Source organism: Streptomyces sp. DSM 110735 (genome assembly GCF_016482685.1).
Lineage (GTDB): Bacteria > Actinomycetota > Actinomycetes > Streptomycetales > Streptomycetaceae > Streptomyces.
This window is the reverse complement of sequence record NZ_JACYHF010000004.1, coordinates 366,737-381,793: the sequence shown is the minus strand read 5'-3', so window position 1 is coordinate 381,793 and position 15,057 is coordinate 366,737. Positions and strand designations below refer to the sequence as shown.

Annotated in this window: 19 protein-coding genes; 12 read left to right on the top strand and 7 right to left on the bottom strand. The window is 70.4% G+C overall.

The genetic code is table 11. The features are described 5' to 3' along the window. Window positions 1-4: 4 nt before the first annotated feature. Both IF655_RS09875 and IF655_RS09870 read left to right on the top strand, forming a co-directional pair. On the top strand, window positions 5-457 hold the full coding sequence (locus tag IF655_RS09875; RefSeq protein ID WP_199583731.1) for a protein-tyrosine phosphatase family protein: 453 nt from the start codon (window positions 5-7) through the stop codon (window positions 455-457). A gap of 141 nt (window positions 458-598) precedes the next feature. Next, entirely contained in the window at window positions 599-1,561 is a 963-nt protein-coding gene (locus IF655_RS09870; RefSeq protein ID WP_199583730.1) for an FAD-dependent oxidoreductase, read from the top strand. Here IF655_RS09870 and IF655_RS09865 read toward each other — a convergent pair. Further along, a complete protein-coding gene (locus tag IF655_RS09865; protein ID WP_199583729.1) occupies window positions 1,551-2,768 on the bottom strand; it encodes a GNAT family N-acetyltransferase in 1,218 nt (405 codons plus the stop codon). The genes IF655_RS09870 and IF655_RS09865 overlap by 11 nt on opposite strands. A 183-nt stretch (window positions 2,769-2,951) precedes the next feature. Here IF655_RS09865 and recO point away from each other — a divergent pair, with 183 nt between their 5' ends. Genes recO through IF655_RS09840 form a run of 5 tightly spaced genes read left to right on the top strand, consistent with a single transcriptional unit; the run spans window position 2,952 to window position 6,220 of the window. Beyond that, complete coding sequence (gene recO / locus IF655_RS09860) at window positions 2,952-3,698, top strand: DNA repair protein RecO (protein ID WP_199583728.1); 747 nt, start codon at window positions 2,952-2,954, stop codon at window positions 3,696-3,698. A gap of 32 nt (window positions 3,699-3,730) precedes the next feature. Beyond that, window positions 3,731-4,585, top strand: coding sequence for an isoprenyl transferase (locus IF655_RS09855; RefSeq protein ID WP_199583727.1), 855 nt, complete (start codon window positions 3,731-3,733; stop codon window positions 4,583-4,585). A 57-nt stretch (window positions 4,586-4,642) separates the two neighbouring features. Next, window positions 4,643-5,053 carry a hypothetical protein gene (locus IF655_RS09850; protein WP_199583726.1) on the top strand — a complete coding sequence of 137 codons (411 nt, stop codon included), beginning with the start codon at window positions 4,643-4,645 and terminating at the stop codon, window positions 5,051-5,053. Window positions 5,054-5,111: 58 nt separating this feature from the next. Next, window positions 5,112-5,681 (top strand): YcxB family protein, encoded by a 570-nt coding sequence (locus IF655_RS09845; RefSeq protein WP_199583725.1) that lies wholly within the window; start codon window positions 5,112-5,114, stop codon window positions 5,679-5,681. A gap of 14 nt (window positions 5,682-5,695) precedes the next feature. Then, on the top strand, window positions 5,696-6,220 hold the full coding sequence (locus IF655_RS09840) for a YcxB family protein (RefSeq protein ID WP_199583724.1): 525 nt from the start codon (window positions 5,696-5,698) through the stop codon (window positions 6,218-6,220). Window positions 6,221-6,331: 111 nt separating this feature from the next. Here IF655_RS09840 and IF655_RS09835 read toward each other — a convergent pair whose 3' ends face one another. The 4 genes from IF655_RS09835 to IF655_RS09820 form a co-directional block, all read right to left on the bottom strand. Further along, entirely contained in the window at window positions 6,332-6,748 is a 417-nt protein-coding gene (locus IF655_RS09835; RefSeq protein WP_307814894.1) for a transcriptional repressor, read from the bottom strand. A 62-nt stretch (window positions 6,749-6,810) separates the two neighbouring features. After that, window positions 6,811-7,704: a metal ABC transporter permease gene (locus IF655_RS09830; RefSeq protein ID WP_199583722.1), complete on the bottom strand. Its 894-nt coding sequence runs from the start codon at window positions 7,702-7,704 to the stop codon at window positions 6,811-6,813. Next, window positions 7,704-8,507 (bottom strand): metal ABC transporter ATP-binding protein, encoded by an 804-nt coding sequence (locus IF655_RS09825; protein WP_199583721.1) that lies wholly within the window; start codon window positions 8,505-8,507, stop codon window positions 7,704-7,706. The genes IF655_RS09830 and IF655_RS09825 overlap by 1 nt, the downstream gene beginning before the upstream one ends. Next, a complete protein-coding gene (locus IF655_RS09820) occupies window positions 8,504-9,466 on the bottom strand; it encodes a metal ABC transporter substrate-binding protein (RefSeq protein ID WP_199583720.1) in 963 nt (320 codons plus the stop codon). Before IF655_RS09820 ends, IF655_RS09825 begins: the two co-directional genes overlap by 4 nt. A 238-nt stretch (window positions 9,467-9,704) precedes the next feature. On the opposite strand from IF655_RS09820, the gene IF655_RS09815 reads away from it, so the two are divergent. The 5 genes from IF655_RS09815 to IF655_RS09795 all read left to right on the top strand — a co-directional run bounded on the left by IF655_RS09815 (window position 9,705) and on the right by IF655_RS09795 (window position 13,509). Further along, window positions 9,705-11,087 carry a glycine--tRNA ligase gene (locus IF655_RS09815; protein WP_018545240.1) on the top strand — a complete coding sequence of 461 codons (1,383 nt, stop codon included), beginning with the start codon at window positions 9,705-9,707 and terminating at the stop codon, window positions 11,085-11,087. Window positions 11,088-11,283: 196 nt separating this feature from the next. After that, entirely contained in the window at window positions 11,284-12,294 is a 1,011-nt protein-coding gene (locus tag IF655_RS09810) for an aldo/keto reductase (protein ID WP_199583719.1), read from the top strand. A gap of 77 nt (window positions 12,295-12,371) precedes the next feature. After that, window positions 12,372-12,962: a TetR family transcriptional regulator gene (locus IF655_RS09805; RefSeq protein WP_199583718.1), complete on the top strand. Its 591-nt coding sequence runs from the start codon at window positions 12,372-12,374 to the stop codon at window positions 12,960-12,962. Between the two features lie 113 nt (window positions 12,963-13,075). Continuing rightward, entirely contained in the window at window positions 13,076-13,288 is a 213-nt protein-coding gene (locus tag IF655_RS09800) for a type II toxin-antitoxin system HicB family antitoxin (RefSeq protein ID WP_018545243.1), read from the top strand. Beyond that, window positions 13,285-13,509 (top strand): type II toxin-antitoxin system HicA family toxin, encoded by a 225-nt coding sequence (locus IF655_RS09795; RefSeq protein WP_199583717.1) that lies wholly within the window; start codon window positions 13,285-13,287, stop codon window positions 13,507-13,509. The genes IF655_RS09800 and IF655_RS09795 overlap by 4 nt, the downstream gene beginning before the upstream one ends. Window positions 13,510-13,522: 13 nt before the next feature. Here the strand turns inward: IF655_RS09795 and IF655_RS09790 are convergent, their stop codons facing one another. Both IF655_RS09790 and IF655_RS09785 read right to left on the bottom strand, forming a co-directional pair. Next, window positions 13,523-14,662 (bottom strand): serine hydrolase, encoded by a 1,140-nt coding sequence (locus IF655_RS09790; protein ID WP_199583716.1) that lies wholly within the window; start codon window positions 14,660-14,662, stop codon window positions 13,523-13,525. 61 nt (window positions 14,663-14,723) lie between these two features. Further along, entirely contained in the window at window positions 14,724-14,951 is a 228-nt protein-coding gene (locus IF655_RS09785; RefSeq protein ID WP_199583715.1) for a hypothetical protein, read from the bottom strand. Between the last annotated feature and the right edge of the window lie 106 nt (window positions 14,952-15,057).

The window sequence follows — 15,057 nt, the reverse complement described above, 5'->3', positions numbered from 1 at the left end:
GCCCATGAGTGACGACCCGTCGACACCCCCCTGGGACCAGCACGCCCCCGGCGTACTCCGGCTCCCCTCCGGACGCCTGGTACGCGGCCGTGGCCTGCGCAAACCCCTGGACCCCGCCGCACCCCCGCCCACCTACGGCGTCTACCTCCTCAACAAGCGCCCGCCCACCGTCCCCTGGGAGTTCCAGTGGCTCCGCTGGCCCGACTTCCGCCTCCCCGCCGACCACATCGCCGCCCGAGCCGTCCTCACCGACGCGTGGGAGCGGGCGGCGGACGAGCGGGTGGAGTTCGCCTGCGGCGGCGGCCGGGGGCGCACGGGCACCGCGCTGGCCTGCGTGGCGGTCCTGGACGGCGTACCGGCGGGCGAGGCGGTGGACTTCGTACGACGGCACTACGACCGGCATGCGGTGGAGACGCCTTGGCAGCGGGGGTATGTGCGGAGGTTCGCGGGGCGGTGAGGGGGGGAGGTGCCCGACCGGGAATGGACATCTGAGGACGGACGTCGTGACCGCAGTCGGGCGTACAACGGTTCGACTGGGGTCGGCCGTGGGGATGCTCTTCCCGCACGGGTACCGAGGAGATCCACACGGAGGTGAGCCTTGTCGGCCGACGTGGTCGTGGTGGGTGCCGGGGTCGTGGGACTCACCACGGCGGTGTGTCTGGCGGAGGCGGGGCTGAACGTACGGGTCGACAGTGACCGGCCCCCCGGCGAGACGACCTCGGCGGCCGCGGGAGCGATGTGGGACCCCTACCTGGTGGAGCCCGCTCACCGCGTCGAGGAGTGGGGCCGCACCACTCTGGCGGAGCTGAACGCGCTGAGCGCCGACGAGAGCACCGGGGTCCAACTGATAGAGGGCACCCACGAGTCACGGGTACCCCGCCCGATGCCGGAGTGGGGGAGCGCGGTCGAAGCGCGTCTGTGTTCTCCCGGCGAACTCCGCCAGGGATTCGTCACCGGCTGGCGGTACCGCGCCCCCCTCGTCGACATGCCCCGCTACCTCCACTACCTCACCGAGAGGTTCGCCCAGGCCGGTGGGCATCTGCGCCGGCACCGCCACCGCACCCTCGACGAGGCGGTGCGCGAAGCACCCGTGGTCGTCAACTGCACCGGCGCGGAAGCCCGGTTCCTGGCGCAGGACACCGCGGTGCGGCCGCTGCGCGGTCAGTTGGTGGTGATGGAGAACCCGGGCATCCGCTCGTTCTTCTGTGACGACACCCCGGGAGCGAAGGAACTCACCTACATCTACCCGCACTCCGACACCGTGGTCCTCGGCGGTACGGCCGTGGACGGCGTCTGGGACACCCGCCTGGACGAGGACGCGGCCCGTGAGATCGTCCGGCGCTGCGTCGAGGTCGAGCCGTCGCTGGCGGGTGCGCGTGTGGTCGGACACCGGGTGGGACTGCGTCCCGTGCGGACCGAGGTGCGGCTCGCCGAGGAGTCGCGCGACGGCACCCTGCTCCTGCACAACTACGGTCACGGCGGGGCGGGAGTGACCCTGTCCTGGGGATGTGCCCGCGAGGTCGCCGAGCGGGTGCGCGGGACGGTGGGTCTCACCCTCTGATCTGCCACCGCCGTCGCTCCGCGACGCCCTCCTCCGAGCCCCGGTGGAAGAGGTACAGCCAGGTCCGGCAGGCCAGCGTGGCGGCCAGTACGGCGGTCCACGGCCAGCTCGTGGTCGTCGTGGCCACCAGGACCGCACCGGCGACCGGCGAAAGGGCGGTGAGCGTCATCAGGACGATCTCGGTCGGGCTCCGCCGGAATCTGTAGGCGATGGAGAATTCGGAACGTTCGTACCAGCCGATCGCCACCGCGAGCGCGACGGCCAGCACCATGGTCGCCCACCGGTCACCGCTGACCTGGGCGTAGGTGACGGGAAGCGAGATCACAAAGGGCAGTACGCCGCCGTATTCGGACAGGACGTTCCCCCATTTCATGATCCGCCCGAAGGAATTGGAGCGTATTCGGGCCAGCTCGCCGGAGGCGCTGGCGTAAATGATCAGCGAGAGCACCGTGCTGAAGGTCGCGCCGATCAGCAGCAGGCGGACGTCGTCGGGGAACCTGGTCGACGCGAAGGCGAAACCCAGCAGGAAGGTCACGGCGGCGAGAATCGATCCCGAGAACGCGATACCGGCCGCCGCTTCCCCCGACTGAAGTGTCGCGGGGTCGTCCCGTTCGAAGCGGGCGATCTCGAATGCCGGTTCCCCGCCCAGCATGACCAGAGCCGTCACGGCGTGATCGGTCGGTGCCAGCGATTCCGCCAGTTGTTCCCGCGCACTGGCGGCCACGAGGTGCCGGGCGTCCGGATCGATGTATTCGACGCGCAGTTTGTACTGATAGTGGATCAAGGGGGCGCCGTCGCTGTCTCCCGTGTGCAGGACGCGCGTACCGATGAAGCCTGCCGCCAGCAGAAGACAGGTGGCGGCGGGCTGTTCCGCGTGCGCCACCGCGGAGACCAGTGGCGGTTCGTCCGTGTTCCGGGGAATCTGGCGCATCATCTCCGTCAGTAATCGTGCCGCCATTCCCCGGCGCCGCATATCCGCCCGCACCGCGACCACCGTCAGTCGCACATGGCGGGGAGAGGGCATCTCCGCGACGATGCAGCCCGTCACCTCGCCGTCGCATTCCGCCACCCGCACCAGATTTCGGTCAATCGCATCGGCGAGAATGCCGGACGAGGGGACTGCTTCTCCGTCGCAGGTGTTTCCCAGCAAGGTGCGGATCGGCGCCAGATCCGCCGGACGCCCGGGCCGGGTGGACCATTCAGCCATGGATGTCGGCTCCATTCAGCCCGGCGGATTTGTGGCTGGATCCTACAGAGCGGACGCGTGGAGCACAGGGGGCGCAGACAGGCATTCCGGGAGCGCGCTCCCGGTGAATACCGCCGAGCGGCGATCATGGCCGGTGAGGACCCATGGGGTCCGGCGGTGCTCCGGTGAAGGCAGAATGGCCCCATGAGTCTGTTCCGCGACGACGGCATCGTGCTGCGCACCCAGAAGCTCGGGGAAGCGGACCGGATCATCACGTTGCTCACTCGGGGGCACGGGCGGGTGCGGGCCGTGGCGCGGGGGGTGCGGCGGACGAAGTCGAAGTTCGGGGCGCGCCTTGAGCCGTTCTCGCACGTGGACGTGCAGTTCTTCGCGCGGGGCAGCGAGCTGATCGGGCGCGGTCTGCCGCTGTGCACGCAGAGCGAGACCATCGCGCCGTACGGCGGCGGGATCGTCACCGACTACGCCCGCTACACCGCCGGGACGGCCATGCTGGAGACGGCCGAGCGGTTCACCGACCACGAGGGCGAACCGGCCGTGCAGCAGTATCTGCTCCTCGTCGGCGCCCTGCGCACCCTCGCGCGCGGTGAGCACGCCTCGCATCTCGTCCTCGACGCGTTCCTGCTCCGCTCGCTCGCGGTGAACGGCTACGCGCCCAGCTTCGGGGACTGCGCGCGGTGCGGGATGCCAGGACCGAACCGGTTCTTCTCGGTCGCCTCGGGCGGCTCGGTCTGCGTGGACTGCCGGGTCGCGGGCAGTGTCGTACCGTCCCCGCAGACCCTGGTGCTCCTCGCCGCGCTGCTTACGGGAGACTGGGAGACGGCGGACGCGGCCGAGGCGCGGCACGTCCGCGAGGGGAGCGGTCTGGTGTCCGCCTATCTGCACTGGCATCTGGAGCGCGGGCTGCGCTCCCTTCGGTACGTAGAGAAGTAAGCGGCTAGCACTGCTGAGGAGACGAGAAGCACATGGTCGTACGCGGATTTCTGGGGCGGCGGCAGCGCGAGTACAAGGCGCCCGAGCCGCACCCCTCGGGCGCGCGTGCGCCGAAGCTTCCCGGTGAGCTGATCCCCGAGCACGTCGCGATCGTCATGGACGGCAACGGGCGCTGGGCCAAGGAGCGCGGGCTGCCGCGCACCGAGGGGCACAAGGTGGGCGCCGAGCGCGTGCTCGACGTGCTCCAGGGCTCCATCGAGGTCGGCGTGCGCAACATCTCCCTCTACGCCTTCTCCACCGAGAACTGGAAGCGCTCGCCCGACGAGGTGCGCTTCCTCATGAACTTCAACCGCGACTTCATCCGCAAGACCCGCGACCAGCTCGACGAGCTGGGCATCCGGGTGCGGTGGGTCGGCCGTATGCCCAAGCTGTGGAAGTCGGTCGCCAAGGAGCTGCAGATCGCGCAGGAGCAGACCAAGGACAACGACCTGCTCACCCTGTACTTCTGCATGAACTACGGCGGCCGCGCCGAGATCGCCGACGCGGCGCAGGCCATCGCGGAGGACGTGAAGGCGGGGCGCCTCGACCCGTCCAAGGTCACCGAGAAGACGATCCAGAAGTACATGTACTACCCGGACATGCCGGACGTCGACCTCTTCCTGCGCCCCAGCGGCGAGCAGCGCACCTCCAACTACCTTCTCTGGCAGAGCGCCTACGCCGAGATGGTCTTCCAGGACGTCCTGTGGCCCGACTTCGACCGGCGTGACCTGTGGCGCGCCTGCGTCGAGTTCGCCTCTCGCGACCGCCGCTTCGGCGGCGCCGTCCCGAACGAGGAGCTGCTCGCGATGGAGGCGGCGATGAAGGGCAACGACCCGGCTGACGCGTGACGTTGCATCTCGCTCTACGATCCCTCCTCACGGTCACGATCATTGATCACCACGATCATGGATCACTGGTCCGGGGAGGGATCGTCGTCGGGGCGGATGCTGCGGACGGGACACGACGGCAAACCGGTGTTCCTGCTCGTCCTGCGGGGCGCCCTCGCCGTGTTCATGCTGTCCGCGCCCTGGCTGACGGCCTTCGCCGGTTGGCGCCGTGCCAAGCGTGAGGGCACGGTCCGGGTGACGGTCGCGGAGACCGGGGTCACGTTGGCGGCCGACGGCCGGGTGCGGTCGTTCAGTTGGGCCACGAAGCCGCGGTGCCGGGAGACCCGGCGCGCGTTCCTGCTGACCGGCGGGGCGCGCCCTGCTCCGCCGCTTCCGCCGCTCACGATCATCCCGAAGCGCGTGCCGGGCGCGGACTCGGACACCGCGCGGCTGCGCGCGCTCCTTCAGCGGCACGCCGGGCTCGGCTGAGCGCCGTAAAGGGCTCGTGGTGGAAGATCATCTGGGCTTACGATCCCCCCTCACGGTCATGGACATGGTGAGGGGTGGGGCTGTGGAGCAGGAGCCGGAGGTCGTCGAGGAGACGGCCGGGGAGGTCGTGGAGCTGACGTACCGGCCGACGGCCGAGGACTTCGCGTCGGCGTTGCGGGCCCGGCTGCGGGTGAGTCGGCTGGGGTGGCTGGTCCGGTGGGTGCCGGTCTTGATGGGGTGCTCGGTGGCGGTGCAGCTCGGGGTGTACCTCGCGCTGGGCGGCGACCGCCCGTCCGTCGGCTCGTTGGCGGCGATGCTGGTCGCTGCCGTGATGGTGCCGCTGCTGCCCTGGCTGACGGGCCGCCGCCTCGCCAGGTACACCGAGCGTCAGGGTGTCTTCCGGGTCACCGTGACGGAGTCCGGGGTCTCGGTGGCGACCGACACGGCCACCACGACGATCACCTGGCAGGCTCAGCCCCGCTACCGCGAGACCGACCGCGTCTTCGTCCTGGTCAGCGACGACAAGAACGCCACGGGCTTCACGATGCTCCCCAAGCACGGTCTCCCCGACCGTGCCGACGTCGATCGCCTGCGCGCGATCCTCGACCGTCACCTCACGCGCTGCTGAGTCGGGGAGTGGACATGGAGAAGGACATGACCGGCGACGTCGTGGAGCTGACGTACCGGCCGGTGGCGGCGGACTTCATTTCGGCGGTGCGGGCACGGATGTGGCTGGGTCGGACCGGGCGGCGCCTGCGCACCCTTTGCGTCGTCGCCGGGTTCTTCCTGGTGCTGGAGGTCGTCCTCCTGGTCACCGGGAAGCCGGGCGTGCCGCTCGTGCTGCTGGTGGGGAGCGTGGCCGTCCCGTCGCTGACCCTGCTGTCGCCCTGGCTGCTGGCCCGCCAGGTCCAGCGCCTGACCGACCGGCAGGGCGTCTTCCGGGTCACCGTGACGGACGCCGGGGTCTCGGTGGCGACCGACACGGCCACCACGACGATCACCTGGCGGGCCCAGCCCCGTTACCGCGAAACGGACCGCGTCTTCGTCCTGGTCAGCGACGACAAGAACGCCACGGGCTTCACGATGCTTCCCAAGCACGGTCTTCCCGACCGTGCCGACGTGGATCGCCTGCGGGCGCTGCTGGACCGCCACCTCACGCGCTGCTGAGTTTCAGCGTGCACAGGGGGGATGCGGGGACGTGCTGAGTTGACGTACGGCTGCGGGCGGCGCCGAGGCGGCGGCGGCTGATCCCGCCGCCCCGTCACCCCACGGCCGAACTCAGCAGCGCGCCCCCGCGCAGTCCGCGCACGTGCCGAAGATCTCCACCGTGTGGGCCACGTTGACGTAGCCGTGCTCGGAGGCGATGGCCTCGGCCCACTTCTCCACCGCCGGGCCCGCGACCTCGACCGCCTTGCCGCAGGTGCGGCAGACGAGGTGGTGGTGGTGCTCGCCGGTGGAGCAGCGGCGGTAGACGGACTCGCCGTCGGAGGTGCGCAGGACGTCGACCTCGCCCGCCTCGGCGAGGGACTGCAAAGTGCGGTAGACAGTGGTCAGACCCACCGAGTCGCCCTTGTGCTTGAGCATGTCGTGCAGGTCCTGCGCGCTGCGGAACTCGTCGACCTCGTCCAGGGCCGCCGCCACCGCTGCGCGCTGCCGGGTCGCGCGGCCCTTCACGGGCGGTCCAGCGGTCGTCACCGGGTGCCTCCTCATGTCTGCGCCTCTGACCGGGCCATTGTGCCAGCCCGGACCCCACCGGGTCAGACGCCGACCTCGTCCCCGGCCGTCCGCGTGGCCGGAATCGTGCACTCCGCCGGGTCGCCGGACAGCCGCGCCGCACGGGCGCGTCGGCGCGCCAGCGGCGCCGCCAGCACCGCCAGGACGGCGAATGCGGCGATGGTGAGCAGCACGATCGTGGCCCCGGGCGGGACGTCCACGTAGAACGACGTGACCGTGCCGCCGAGAGACACCGCGACGCCGATCGCCACCGCGAGACCGAAGGTCGCCGCGAACCCCCGGGTGAGCTGCTGCGCGGCGGCCACCGGTACGACCATCAGCGCGGAGACCAGGATCAGACCGACCACGCGCATCGCCACGGTGACGGTGACGGCGGCGGTGACGGCGGTCAGCAGGTTCAGCGCGCGCACCGGCAGCCCGGTGACCCGCGCGAACTCCTCGTCCTGGCTGACGGCGAACAACTGCCGCCGCAGCCCCAGCGTCACCGCGACCACCAGCGCGGCCAGCACCACGATCGCGGTCACGTCCGAGGGCGAGACCGTGGAGAGGGAGCCGAAGAGGTACGAGGTGAGGTTGGCGTTGGAGCCGCCCGGCGCGAGGTTGACCAGCATCACGCCGCCCGCCATGCCGCCGTAGAAGAGCATGGCGAGGGCGATGTCGCCGCGTGCGCGGCCGTACCAGCGGATCAGCTCCATGAGGACCGAGCCCGCGACCGAGACCAGCGTGGCCATCCACACCGGCGAGGAGTGCAGCAGGAAGCCGAGACCGACGCCGGTCATCGCCACGTGCCCGATGCCGTCGCCCATGAGGGGCTGGCGGCGCTGGACGAGGTAGATGCCGATCGCGGGCGCGGTGATGCCGACCAGGACGGCCGCGAGGAGCGCCCGCTGCATGAAGGCGTAGTTCAGGAGGTCCATCAGCTCAGCAGTCCCGTGCGGATCGGTCCGGCGCCCTCGGGGGCGTGCGGGTGTACGTGGTCGTGGCCGGGCAGGGCGTGCTGGCCGACCGCCTTCGGGGGCGGTCCGTCGTGCAGTACGCAGCCGTCGCGCAGGACGACCGCCCGGTCGATCAGCGGCTCCAACGGGCCCAGTTCGTGCAGCACGAGCAGGACGCTCGCCCCGCTCGCGACCTGCTCGCGCAGCGTCGCGGCCAGCACTTCCTGGCTGGCGAGGTCCACGCCCGCCATCGGCTCGTCCATGATCAGCAGCTCGGGATCGGCGGCCAGCGCCCGCGCGATCAGCACCCGCTGGTGCTGGCCGCCGGAGAGCGCGGTCACCGAGTCCCCGGCGCGGTCCGCCATGCCGACCAGTTCGAGTGCCCGGTGCACCGCCTCCCGGTCCGCCTTGCGGAAGAGACCGAAGCGGGTACGGGACAGCCGCCCGGAGGAGACGACCTCGGTCACCGTGACGGGCACGCCCCCCGCCGCGCTGGTGCGCTGCGGCACGTACCCCACGCGCGACCATGCGCGGAACGACTTCAGCGGCGTGCCGAACAGCTCCACCGAGCCGGAGACGGCGGGCACCTGCCCGATCGCGGTGCGTACGGCGGTGGACTTGCCGGAGCCGTTGGCGCCGAGCAGCGCGACGACCTCGCCGCGCCCCACGCTCACGTCGACGCCGCGCAGGACGGGGCGTCCGCCGAGTTCGGCGCGGATGTCGCGCAGTTCCAGTACGCGCTCAGAGCCGGGGGTGGTGCCGGGGTTGGTACTGGGGCTGGTCATTTCGCCCCCAGCGCCTTCTGGAGAGCCTTGAGGTTGGCCTCCTGGACGGCGAAGTAGTCCTGACCCCGGGACTTCTTGGTGATGCCTTCGAGGGGGTCGAGCACGTCGGTCTTGAGGCGGCCGTCCCCGGCAATGGTCCTGGCGGTCTTGTCGCTGACCAGCGTCTCGTAGAAGACGGTGGTCACGCCGTCGGCCTTCGCCAGCTTCTGGAGGTCCTTCACGCGCGCCGCGCTCGGCTCCGACTCGGGGTCGAGCCCGCTGATGGCCTCCTCGGTGAGGCCGTAGCGCTCGGCGAGGTAGCCGAAGGCGGCGTGGGTGGTGATGAAGACCTTGGACCGGGTGTGCGCGAGCCCGTCCTTGTACTGCGTGTTCAGCTCGTCGAGCCGCTTGACCAGGGCGTCGGTGTTCTTGGCGTAGGCGGCCTTGTGCTTCGGGTCTGCCTTCTCGAAGGCGCGGCCGACGCCCTGGGCGACCTGTGCGTAGCGCACCGGGTCGAGCCAGATGTGCGGGTCCTTGCCCGACTCCTCCTCGTCGTGGCCGCCCTCGGCGTGCTCGGCCGCGTGGCCGCCGACCTCGGTGCCGTGCTCCTCCAGCGTGGTCAGCGTGGCCGCGTCGATCTTGGTCTTGACCGGCGACTCGGCCACGGCCTTGTCGACCGAGGGCTGCAGCCCCTTCAGATAGAGGACCGCGTCGGAGTCCTGGAGCCCCGCGATCTGCTGGGGGCTGATCTCCAGGTCGTGCGGCTCCTGGCCGGGGGTGGTCAGCGTCGTCACGTGGACGTGGGAGCCGCCGATCTCGTTCGCCAGGAAGGCCATCGGATAGAAGGAGGCGACGACGTCCAGCTTGTCCGTGTTGCCCGTCGCGCTCGCACCGCCCGAGCAACCGGTGAGCGCGCCGAGGCCCAGCGCGGTGGCGGCCGCGAAGGCGGACCCGGATATGAGGCGTCGTCGTACGTTCATGACACTCATTTTCAACGAAGATGGAAACCGTTGTCAACAAGCTTCCCGGCGTCTTGCGATGCGGGCGCTCGCGGGAGAAGTTTGGGAGGGGCTTGGGTGGCCTTGGGTGATCTTGCGCAGCCCCGGGGCGCCTGCGGGCGGGGGCCGATTTGGCCGAGGGGGAGCCTGCGCCGGTAACCTGAATCATTCGCTGGAAGCATCTCGCTTCAACGCCCGTCGTCGTAATGAAGAGAGCACCGTGGCCGCCGACAAGATCGACACCATCGTCAGCCTGAGCAAGCGCCGTGGCTTCGTTTTCCCGTGCAGTGAGATCTACGGCGGACAGCGTGCCGCCTGGGACTACGGACCGCTGGGTGTCGAGCTCAAGGAGAACATCAAGCGTCAGTGGTGGCGCTACATGGTGACGTCGCGCGAGGACGTGGTCGGTATCGACTCGTCCGTCATCCTGGCCCCCGAGGTCTGGGTCGCCTCCGGTCACGTCGCCACCTTCACGGACCCGCTGACCGAGTGCACCTCGTGTCACAAGCGGTTCCGCGCGGACCACCTGGAAGAGGCGTACGAGGAGAAGAAGGGCCACGCCCCGGCGAACGGCCTGGCCGACCTCAACTGCCCCAACTGTGGCAACAAGGGCACCTTCACCGAGCCCAAGCAGTTCTCCGGTCTGCTCTCCACCCACCTCGGCCCGACCCAGGACTCCGGCTCCGTCGCCTACCTGCGTCCCGAGACCGCCCAGGGCATCTTCACCAACTTCGCCCAGGTGCAGACCACTTCGCGCCGCAAGCCGCCGTTCGGCATCGCCCAGATGGGCAAGTCCTTCCGCAACGAGATCACGCCCGGCAACTTCATCTTCCGCACCCGCGAGTTCGAGCAGATGGAGATGGAGTTCTTCGTCAAGCCGGGTGAGGACGAGGAGTGGCAGGAGTACTGGATGCAGCAGCGCTGGAACTGGTACACCGGGCTCGGTCTGCGCGAGGAGAACATGCGCTGGTTCGAGCACCCGAAGGAGAAGCTCTCCCACTACTCCAAGCGCACCGCCGACATCGAGTACCGCTTCTCGTTCGGCGGCTCGGAGTGGGGCGAGCTGGAGGGTGTCGCCAACCGGACCGACTACGACCTCGGCGCCCACGCCAAGGCGTCCGGCCAGGACCTCTCCTACTTCGACCAGGAGGCCGGCGAGCGCTGGACCCCCTACGTCATCGAGCCCGCCGCGGGTGTCGGCCGCACCATGCTGGCCTTCCTCCTCGACGCCTACACCGAGGACGAGGCGCCCAACGCCAAGGGCAAGATGGAGAAGCGCGTCGTGCTGCGCCTCGACCACCGCCTCGCGCCGGTCAAGGTCGCCGTCCTCCCGCTCTCCCGCAACCCGGAGCTGTCCCCGAAGGCCAAGGGTCTCGCCCAGGCGCTGCGCCAGAACTGGAACATCGACTTCGACGACGCCGGCGCCATCGGCCGCCGCTACCGCCGTCAGGACGAGATCGGCACCCCGTTCTGCGTGACCGTCGACTTCGACACGCTCGAGGACAACGCGGTGACCGTGCGCGAGCGCGACACGATGAAGCAGGAGCGCGTCTCCCTCGACCAGATCGAGGGCTACCTCGCGGCCCGTCTCATCGGCGCCTGACCTCAGCATTTCCGCCCACCCTCCTGTCCGGTCCTCCGGGCCGGAGGGTGGGCTTTTTCGTGCCCGCTTCGGTGTCCGTCTCTGCGTCCGTCTCCGCGTCCGCCTCGGGTGCCCGAGAGGCTTCTACCCACGAGCGACTGACAAATAACAGGTGACAGATATTGAATTCTGTCAGTCGTCGTGCCAGGCTGGACGCATGACGATTCCCACGCGCAATCTCGGAACCACCGGCCCCCAGGTCTCCGCCCTCGGCCTCGGCTGCATGGGCATGTCCGGCATGTACGGAGAGGCGGACCGCCCGGAAGCCCTCGCCACCGTGCACGCCGCCCTGGAGGAAGGTGTCACCCTCCTCGACACCGGCGACTTCTACGGCATGGGCCACAACGAGCTGCTGGTCGGCGAAGCCCTCCGCACCGCCCCCGCCCACCTGCGGGAGAACGCCGTGCTGAGCGTGAAGTTCGGCGCCCTGCGCGACCCGGACGGCGCCTGGCTGGGCTTCGACGGCCGCCCCGCCGCCGTGAAGACCTTCGCCGCCTACTCCCTCCAGCGCCTCGGCGTGGACCACATCGACATCTACCGCCCCTCCCGCCTCGACCCGGACGTGCCGATCGAGGAGACGGTCGGCGCCGTCGCGGAACTGGTCGAGAAGGGCTGGGTCCGGCACATCGGTCTCAGCGAGGTCGGACCCGACACCATCCGCCGGGCCGCCGCGACGGCCCCGATCTCCGACCTCCAGATCGAGTACGCGCTGATCTCCCGCGGTCCGGAGCAGGAGATCCTGCCCACCCTGCGCGAACTGGGCATCGGCGTCACGGCGTACGGCGTCCTCTCGCGCGGGCTCCTCTCCAACCACATCACCGCCGACCGCGACTTCGCGGCCACCGACTTCCGCTCCTTCTCGCCGCGCTTCCAGGGCGAGAACTTCCAGCACAACCTGACCCTGGTCGACGCCCTGCGGAAGATCGCCGAGCAGAAGGGCGCCAGCGTCGCCCAGATCGCCATCGCCTGGGTGCTCTCCCGGGGCGAGGACATCGTGCCGCTGGTCGGCGCCCGCACCCGCGAGCGGCTCACGGAGGCACTGGGCGCGCTCGACGTGACCCTGGACGCGGCCGACCTCGCCGCCATCGAGGAGGCCGTACCGGCGGACGCGGCAGCGGGGGAGCGGTACGCCCCGGCCCAGATGGCCATGCTCGACAGCGAGCGGTGAGACGCGGCCCGGGCGCCCGGCGAAAGGACCCGTCTCCGCCGGTCACGGCCGCCTTCCCGCCAGGTACGGTCTAGGACATGGCAGCGACCGAGACCCTGACCGCCGAGCGCATCCTCGAAGCGACCGAGGAGGTGCTGCGCCGCCACGGCCCGGCCAAGGCCACCGTGGTGGACGTGGCCCGCGCGCTCGGTGTCAGCCACGGCAGCGTCTACCGCCACTTCCGCACCAAGGCGGCGCTGCGCGAGGCGGTGACCAAGCGCTGGCTGGACCGCACCTCGCTCAAGCTGGCCGGGATCGCCGGTGGCCCGGGCCCCGCCGAGGAACGGCTGCGCGACTGGCTGTCCGCCCTCTTCGAGGCCAAGCGGCACAAGGCGGGCGACGACCCCGAACTCTTCGCCACCTACAGCGTCCTGGCCGACGAGAACGGCGCCACGGTCGGCGACCACATCACCGACCTCACCGCCCAGCTCGCCACCATCATCGGAGCCGGTGTCGACACGGGCACCTTCCGCCCGGCCGACGCCACCGCCGAAGCCCGCGCCGTCTTCCAGGCCACAGCCCGCTTCCACGACCCCTGCCACGCCCGCGAATGGCAGCGCCCGGAGATCGAGACGGACTTCGAGGCGGTGGTGGGACTGCTGATACGGGGGTTGCGGGCGGATGCCTAGGCGTGGGTTTTCGCTCGACGTATGTCGGCTTCGGCGGCATACGCTTGATGCGACGACTGGGTGAGGTGGTGGAACACCATCGTCGATATCGCCCGGCGTGCCAGACTTTGCCCATGACGCACGCACTGCATCTGACTGCCGCGGTCACCCATGAGGACGGGTGGTATGTGGCCCGTTGCCTCCAGGTAGAGGTCACCAGCCAGGGCGAGAGCATCGAGGAGGCATTGTCCAACCTCCGTGAGGCGCTGGAGCTGTACTTCGAGGACGCTCCCGTACCCGAGGTCACTGACGTGATCACCGCGCCGGTCGAGGTTCGCGTCGCATGAGCCCTGCCGTACCCAACGGCCTGTCCGGTACTGAGATCGTCAAGGCGCTGGAGCGCGCCGGATTCGGCCATGTCTCCACCCGTGGCAGTCACGCCAAGTACCGCAAAGATGATCGAACTGTCATCGTGCCCCTGCATCGTTCCCTCGCGCCGGGCACTCTGCGCTCCATCCTCCGTCAGGCCGACTGGACGGTGGACGACCTCACCGAGCACCTCAAGTAGCCTCCAGTTCCAACTAGGCGGTGACGCGCCAGAAGTCGCGCATCGCCTCCGGTGGGGTGGGGCCGGTCATGGCGACCTGGGTGAGGAGGACGGTGACCTTGGCGGTGGCCGGGATCAGGTGGGCTGTGGTGCCGGTGCCGCCGACCCAGCCGTAGCGGCCGGGGACGGTCCAGGGGTCGGTGCGGGTGACGTCCACCGAGCCGCCGTAGCCCCAGCCCTGGCCCTCCAGGAAGAGGGGGCTGGCTTCGCGCTGGGCGGGGGTGAGGCGGTCGGTGGTCATGCGGGTCACGGCTTCCGGGGAGAGGAGACGGCGCCCTTCGGGGCTCTCGCCGCGGGCGAGCAGCATCCGGGCGAACGCCAGCCAGTCGTCGGCGGTGGAGACCAGACCACCGGCGCCGGAGGGGAAGTCGGGGAGCCGCTTCCAGTCGTCCATGCGGTCGTCCGAGACCTCGGCAGTGCCGTTCTCGCCCGGGCGGAAGGCGGTGGTGAACCGGTGCCACTCGCGCTCCTGCACGCAGAAGCCGGTGTCCTTCATGCCGAGGGGTTCGAAGATCCGCTCGGCCATGAACTCCGGGAGCGTGCTGCCTGACGCCCGCGCGATCAGGGCGCCCTGGAGGTCGGAGGCGGTGTTGTAGAGCCACGCCTCGCCGGGCTGGTTCAGCAGCGGGACCTTGGCGAGTTCGGCCAGCCAGGTGTCCAGGGTCGGGTAGGTGTGCGGGAAGCGGCCGTTCTGCACGGCGAACAGGGCGGTGACCGCGGGCAGCGAGAAGTCGGCGGGGAAGCCCCAGCCCGGCCGGGAACTGAGCAGGTCCTCCACGGTGATGGACCGTTCGGCGGGGACCACGTCGTCGACCGGACTCTCCGGCGTCCGCACCACCATGGGCGCGGCCAGTTCCGGCAGCCACCGTTCCACCGGGTCCTCAAGGGCGACCCGCCCGTCCTCGATCAGCATCATCAGCGCGGCGGCGGTGAGGGGCTTGCTGATGGAGGCGATCCGGAACAGCGAGTCCCGCGCCATCGGCACGCTCCGCTCCTCGTCCGCGTGCCCGACGGTCACCACCTCGACGTCGTCCCCGCGCGCGACCAGCGCGACCGCGCCGGGGAGGCGGCCGTCGTCGACGTACTGGCTCAGCGTGTCGTGCAGTGCGGTCATGGCGGTCGCCTTCCGGTCGGCGTGGGGCGTCACTGGGTACGACTCCCACGGGCGCGCCGATTCATCGCCGCGCGGGGTCGACCGTCGCCTGATGGGCCGCGGCCAGATGCGCCGCCGCTTTCTCCAGGTGCTCCTCCGCCCTGCCCCACGGCAGGAGCCGCGTCCCCTCCCGCCAGCCGCAGGTCCCGCAACTGATCACCCGCCGCAGCCCGTTCTGCCGCACCCCCACCTCGTGGAGCCGCCCGTGCCGGTCCCACCGCCGCACACTCCCCGCACCCCTGCTCTCCATGGGCGGAGTGTGCAGCACGGGGAGTGGGGCGGGGGCGGGAATGGGGGGTGGGGACCGTCACAGGAGGGGCTGCACACCCCGCCCCCGCGCTCCGCCTCACGCGCCC